Source organism: Paraclostridium sp. MRS3W1 (genome assembly GCF_032465715.1).
In the GTDB taxonomy this organism is placed as follows: domain Bacteria; phylum Bacillota; class Clostridia; order Peptostreptococcales; family Peptostreptococcaceae; genus Paraclostridium; species Paraclostridium dentum.
This window is the reverse complement of sequence record NZ_JAWDJM010000025.1, coordinates 1-6412: the sequence shown is the minus strand read 5'-3', so window position 1 is coordinate 6412 and position 6412 is coordinate 1. Positions and strand designations below refer to the sequence as shown.

Sequence of the window (6412 nt, the reverse complement as noted above, 5' to 3'; positions counted from 1 at the left end):
AATCTAATTATTCTTTTATATATACTATTCTTACTTTGACAAATCGTATCCTAAACCGACCTATTTAAATGCATTTTAAAACACTTCAGATCTGTCGTTAGATAATTTATATTATGACTAAGCTTCTACTCCTAAAAATTGATTTAAATCAGTATTTTTATATGATTCACTTTTGTTGTATTATTTAAGGAATAGTTGAAGTCAAAAAAAGACTATGCTATATTAAAAATATTAAAAGTTTAAATTTGGAGGTTTTAAAATGGCAGAAAGTAAAACTATTAAAATACATAATAAATCTGATAAGCCTGATAATATCGTTCTTAGAGATAATAGAGTTATCGAAAAATGTATACAGGTTGAAAACAACCTTCCTAAGTTTATGAAGGATTACTGTATTTATTTAAAAGGATCTGTATCGGTTACTACTAGATTAGCTTATTTAGAAGACATTCAATTTTTTTGTTCATATTTAATAGAAACTAAAGAAATTACAATTGCTAATGAGATAAAAGATATTACGCTTAATGAGTTTAATCAAATAAAAGCACGAGATGTGAATCTATTCTTAGGAGATTATTGTACTAGATATTATAAGTACACTGATAAAAATACTCATATATATGAAAATAACAATCGAGCTTTAGCACGTAAAAAGTCATCTTTGTCTACTCTATTTAAATTTCTTTTTAGAAATGATCAATTAGAAGCTAATATAACAGATGGGTTCAATCCAATCAAACTTCCCAAACCACAACCTGATGCTATTAAACGTCTAGAAATAGATGAAGTTGCTAAAATGTTAGATGCTGTTGATACAGGTTTGGGTCTTACTGATAAAGAGAAAGTTTATTGGAAAAAGACTAAGCTTCGAGATAAAGCTATATTAGCTTTGTTTGTTACATATGGACTTAGATTAAATGAACTTAGAGAGCTTAATATTTCATCATTTAACTTTTCACGAGGAGAGTTTAAAATTTATAGAAAAAGAGGCAAAGAAGTATTAATGCCTATAAACAATACTTGTGAGCTAGTTGTTAGAGATTACATTTTAAATGAAAGACCTAAAAGTGAAATGTTAAGTGAAGATATGCAAGATGCATTATTTCTATCTCTGCAAAATAAACGAATGGATCCAAAGTCAATTAGACAATTAGTTAAAAAGTATACGTCTATTTCTATGGATACTTCTAGAGATAAAGGTTATAGTCCTCATAAGTTAAGAGCTACGGCGGCTACTTCATTAATTCAAAATGGATTTTCTATATATGATGTACAAAACTTACTAGATCATGATAATGTTACAACGACTCAATTATATGCAGCGCATAAGAAAAATGTTAAAAGAGATATTGTTAATAACTTTGAATGGATAGACGACTTAGATGATATTAATGAATAAAATTTAATATAAGAACAAATGTTTGTATAAAATTGGTCAATATGCTAAAATATATAGTATAAAACTAAAAATTAATATTAGAAATGAGATGATAACATGTATCTAGATTTAACGAATAAGCAAATACTGATACTTGAGTTTATAAAAGATCAATTAACTCAAAAAGGGTATCCACCTTCAGTTAGAGAAATTTGTGCAGCTGTTGATTTAAGATCTACATCAACTGTACACTCTCATTTAAATAAATTAGAAAAGCTAGGGTATATTAGACGAGATGCAACGAAACCTAGAGCAATTGAAGTTTTAGACTCTAATAAAGGTGAAGGTGTTAATGGTCTTAATCAAGAGGTTCTTCATTTACCTGTTATAGGTCAAATAACTGCTGGAGAACCAATTTTTGCAGAACAAAACATAGAAGAATACATACCATTACCTTCGAATTTTATTGTAGGCAAAGATAACTTTATATTAAAAGTAAAAGGCGAAAGCATGATAAATGCAGGTATTTTAGATGGAGACTACGTTATAGTTGATAAAGCTAACACAGCTTATAACTCTCAAATAGTAGTTGCATTAGTTCGAGAAGATAGTGCAACTGTCAAGAGGTTTTTTAAAGAAGAAAATCATATAAGATTACAACCTGAAAATGAATTTATGGAACCTATAATTTTAGACCCATCTGAAGTTAGTATACTAGGACATGTACGAGGTGTATTTAGAGTAATAAAATAAAGAGATATGTTTTATAGACATATCTCTTTATTTTTGTAATTTTAGATTTTATTATTTTAAATATTTCAAAATGATTTCTGCTAACATACATGAGATTCCTGCCGCTAAAAAGCTATATCCACTTCCCTTTGATTTTTTTATTTCAGCTTCATACTTCTCTTTTATGTTTTTAATTTTATTATTAGTTTTTTTATCTTTCTTTACACCTTTTGATTGTTCTATACTTTGTAATTTTGTATCGTATTCTTTCTTTGTATTTTTACAAGACATTAATAAACTTATACCTAAAACTAAAAATAGTACTCCCAATAATAAAAACATACCTTTTCCTCTTTCTTATTAAATTAATATTTCTATATATTATTTATTATATACTAAATTTTCTGATTTTTAAATTAACATATTGGAATAAATATACTATAATTATAATATATAGTATATAAGTAAACTTTTTAGGAGGGGATTTATGAGAAAAAATTCTGAAAAAATAGCTATACTAATACTTATCCCTATGCTCTTGTTTACTTTAGTTTTTACATTAAAAACTATGTGATAAATAAATAATAAATAAAAAAATAAATGAGCTGCAAATACTGTAGCTCATTTATTTTTTATTAAATTAAGTTCTTATATTGTTTTAAGAACTCCTTTATAGCTTGAGTTATTATTTCTTGTTTAGTATGATCAGAATTGCTACATAATCGTTCAAACTCTTCCCATGTAGATTTTTCAACTTGAACTCTAGTGCTTTTTAAATCAGTCATATCACATTCTTCTATCAAAATATCCTTTTTAGATTTCGTTATCTTTGGCTTAAGTGATTTTATATCTTTAACTGATAAGTACCAGTCATAAACTTCGCAAAGTTTATCTAAATCTTCAGCGCTCACATTAACCTTTGCTGGTTTAGATTTATATACCTTTTGACTTTTTGTAGTGCTAGGTTTTGAACTTTTTTTAGAAGTAGTGCTAGAAGTATTATTTTTTTTTGCTTTTGTAGATGTTTTAGATTCTTTAGTTGCTGGTTTAGATGATTTAGTCGAATTCATTGTTAACTCTAATTGTTTTACATCTTGCTTTGAATCATTCACAGGAATATCATCCTTTTTTACATATTTTCCTTTTACTGATTTATATCCATTTTTATTTAAAAAACGTCTTAAAGCTTTTATATCTGAATCTAATTGAGTTGCTATCTCATCAATTGAAATTCCTTTGTTTTGTAGTTTTAAAAACTTATCTAATTTTTGTTTATCCGTCATTTTTTTATCCCTCCAAACTAATCACTATAAATTATAACACGTAATTGGCATTAAATACAAAAAAACTCCAAACATATATTCGGAGTTTTAATTTACATTAACTTCGTATTTTATTTCTACCCTTCTTGATTTATCTCTATTGATACTATCATCATTATTTTTTATAGGTTCAGCTTTAGATCGACCTACAGCTATTATATCTCCTGTTAGTTTATCTTTATACTTATAATCCCCTATTTCTTCTCCAACTATAAAGTTTACAACACTAAAAGCTCTTCTTTGTGATAAGTCTAAGTTATATATATATGATCCAACATCATCAGTATGCCCTTCTACTATAATTTTAGATATATAATCACCATAATCTTTATATATAGTTTCAGCGTACTTAGGAACAAATACTTTTAAAATTTCTTTAGCTTCTGGCTTTAATTGATCGCTATCTGTATCAAATAATGCAGTTTCTCCAAACGTAACTTCTCCACTTTCCTTATCAATTTCTATCGGAATTCCATTTTCTTTTAAAGTTTGTTTTACTGAGTTATTAACGTTACTTGCTATTCCTTGTTCTACTCCTCCAACCATACTTTCAGAGCTAATTAAAAGCATTATAACAACCATTAAAATAGTTGCTAATAAATCTGTAAATGTGGGCCAAAAATTGCTATGTTCTTCCTCTTTATTTACAGTTCTTCTATATTTATTTATCATACTCTAATTCCTCTTCTTCTTCATCATATAATTCAATTTCGTCTAATTCATCTAAATCGAAAGTTTGGTTGGGGTTATCATAATCTTCATTTATGTTATCTATCTTATACTCTTTAACAATTTCATACCCTTCATTATTTTTAACAATAGATTCTAGTGACATTGAATTTGACATGTCTAAAGCTTCTTTATATATATCGATATACTTAAATACAAGTTCTAGTTGGTCAATGATTGATCTAGCCTGTTCATCTATAACAGATGTTAATTTATGTATATCCTCTTTTAAGTTTACATTGTTTTCATTCATACTATTTTGTTTTATAAGTAAATTATTTTCGTGAGAAATTAACTTCACCATAAGATCTTGTATATTTCTTTCATATAATGCAAATCCAGCATTTACATCCCTTATATAGTCTTTAATAGCAAGTTGACTTTGGTTTACTGTTTTTATATCTTTTGAAGACTCTTTTACATTTTCTACTATTTCATTGTAAATTTCACTTTGAGCTTCGTATGTATCAAATAACTTAACAAATTTTAAATTAAGTATACTAAATTGTTTATCTAATTTTCTTATACTTTGATCAAATGTCTTTATAGAATCATTTGATCCATTTAGCATATTGCCTAATTGCTCTATAGAAGATATAAAGTCATCATTAAAGTCATGTAAATCTTTAGAAATTTTATCAAATCTTTCTATAGCGCTTATAGCTTTGCTAATATCCTTTATACATACCTTAATTTCATTTAACTTTGAATCTAAAACTTCTCCTTTGTCATTGCTAGATTTAACTGTCATAATATTTTCTAACTTAAGCATCAATTGTAATAGTATGCTCTCACAATTTTTATATTTTATATATGCATTTATAGTTACTGAACATATTATCCCTACAATACTTGTAGCAAATGCAATTTGCATACTCCCAATAGCTAGAGTCATTGAATTTACGATATCGCTCTTATCGATACTTGCAAGAGTTATTGTAAGCCCTACAAATGTACCTAAAACTCCTAATAATATACATAATGAAGGTGAGCTTTTAACAGCCTTTATTTCATTTATTATTATTTTATTATCTTTAGAAAAGTCAGATATAACTTCTTCTACAAATGTGTTCATGTTTATTTCTGCATATGGATATGTACTTTTATATGATTCGTACTTATTATTAGCAATAGATACTATATCACTTTCTTCTGGATTTAAATTTAACTCCTTCAATTTTTCTTGCACAAAATCATAGATTTTATTGTTTTTTATAACATTTATAACTGAGTGAATTATTGTAATACCTATAAATATTAATGTTATAGGATTTGTAAATATCGATGTAAATAAATTACTTATTATACTTCCCATACTAACCTCCTTAATTGAATGTGTTTTAATAATATATATGTACATACTAGTTAAAATAGACAAAAAATAAGAAGATACCTTTAGTTTAACTTCAAGGTACCTTCTAAGATATAAATACTATTTTTATACTCAAGCTACTTCTGATGAATTTATGGGTTTTATCTGTATTAATGTAGATAACTCAGAAGCTAATATTTAATGTAGAGAGTATTTTTAATAGTTAAATATTTAATCTTATTAAAGAATATGAATATACATATAAATATGTTACTTATTTTAGTATAAAAATTAATTTTAAAGGTAATACTATTATCAGTTAGGTTTTGAAGTTGGAAAGGGTCCAATACTCTACTTAAAGTTTTTAAGTAATTGTGAGAGATGCAGAATTACTCGCTCTGCCAAACCTAATTTAGATAGAAGAGTGTCTTTTATAAGGCACTCTTCATTTATGTTTAATTTAAAATATAAATTATGTATATATTTATATAGTGAAATTAAATACTTTGATATTAATATATATTAATATATAATTTTAGTATATATTAATAATTTTAACTTATATTTAGGGGGGATCTTATGACAGTTTTTAAAGAACTATGTGATACATACAGTTTTATTAATAAATTAGATGAACCAATTAAAAATCTTATTGAATCTAGATTAGTGGTTGAAAGTTTCGATATAAACTCTGAAATAATAGCTAGAGGAGAACAGTGTAGAGGTTTTTCTTTAATTTTAAAAGGATCTATAAGAGTTTATAAAATTTCAGATAAAGGAAAAGAAGTAACTTTATATAAGCTTTCCAGCGGAGATACTTGCTATTTATCCATGTCTTGTATGTTATCAAATGAAGTTTTTCCGGCATTTGCAGAAGTTATAGAACCTACAAAGATAATTTTTATTCCAACTGACATTTTTAACAAGTATATATATAAT

General features: G+C 25.9%; 7 protein-coding genes. 3 read left to right on the top strand and 4 right to left on the bottom strand.

The window, feature by feature from the left end:
- Positions 1-259: 259 nt before the first annotated feature.
- On the top strand, positions 260-1399 hold the full coding sequence (locus RWY47_RS02150; protein WP_021430584.1) for a tyrosine-type recombinase/integrase: 1140 nt from the start codon (positions 260-262) through the stop codon (positions 1397-1399).
- Between the two features lie 96 nt (positions 1400-1495).
- Positions 1496-2131, top strand: a complete 636-nt coding sequence (gene lexA, locus RWY47_RS02145; protein WP_224170314.1) for a transcriptional repressor LexA — start codon at positions 1496-1498, stop codon at positions 2129-2131.
- Between the two features lie 51 nt (positions 2132-2182).
- On the opposite strand, the gene RWY47_RS02140 is transcribed toward lexA, so the two are convergent.
- From RWY47_RS02140 to RWY47_RS02125, 4 genes are all read right to left on the bottom strand, one after another.
- Positions 2183-2452 carry a hypothetical protein gene (locus RWY47_RS02140; RefSeq protein WP_195334959.1) on the bottom strand — a complete coding sequence of 90 codons (270 nt, stop codon included), beginning with the start codon at positions 2450-2452 and terminating at the stop codon, positions 2183-2185.
- Positions 2453-2745: 293 nt separating this feature from the next.
- On the bottom strand, positions 2746-3393 hold the full coding sequence (locus tag RWY47_RS02135; protein WP_021432929.1) for a hypothetical protein: 648 nt from the start codon (positions 3391-3393) through the stop codon (positions 2746-2748).
- A gap of 87 nt (positions 3394-3480) precedes the next feature.
- Entirely contained in the window at positions 3481-4104 is a 624-nt protein-coding gene (locus RWY47_RS02130; RefSeq protein WP_224170315.1) for an OmpA family protein, read from the bottom strand.
- Positions 4094-5476, bottom strand: a complete 1383-nt coding sequence (locus tag RWY47_RS02125) for a MotA/TolQ/ExbB proton channel family protein (protein ID WP_224170316.1) — start codon at positions 5474-5476, stop codon at positions 4094-4096. Before RWY47_RS02125 ends, RWY47_RS02130 begins: the two co-directional genes overlap by 11 nt.
- 576 nt (positions 5477-6052) lie before the next feature.
- On the opposite strand from RWY47_RS02125, the gene RWY47_RS02120 reads away from it, so the two are divergent.
- A partial coding sequence (locus RWY47_RS02120; RefSeq protein ID WP_316030223.1) for a Crp/Fnr family transcriptional regulator occupies positions 6053-6412 on the top strand: 360 nt, incomplete at its 3' end.

What these genes read in the sequence shown, in the direction of transcription:
- RWY47_RS02150 (WP_021430584.1), top strand. Translation starts at nt 260, where the DNA reads ATGGCAGAAAGTAAAACTATTAAAATACATAATAAATCTGATAAGCCT.
- lexA (WP_224170314.1), top strand. Translation starts at nt 1,496, where the DNA reads ATGTATCTAGATTTAACGAATAAGCAAATACTGATACTTGAGTTTATA.
- RWY47_RS02140 (WP_195334959.1), bottom strand. Translation starts at nt 2,452, where the DNA reads ATGTTTTTATTATTGGGAGTACTATTTTTAGTTTTAGGTATAAGTTTA.
- RWY47_RS02135 (WP_021432929.1), bottom strand. Translation starts at nt 3,393, where the DNA reads ATGACGGATAAACAAAAATTAGATAAGTTTTTAAAACTACAAAACAAA.
- RWY47_RS02130 (WP_224170315.1), bottom strand. Translation starts at nt 4,104, where the DNA reads ATGATAAATAAATATAGAAGAACTGTAAATAAAGAGGAAGAACATAGC.
- RWY47_RS02125 (WP_224170316.1), bottom strand. Translation starts at nt 5,476, where the DNA reads ATGGGAAGTATAATAAGTAATTTATTTACATCGATATTTACAAATCCT.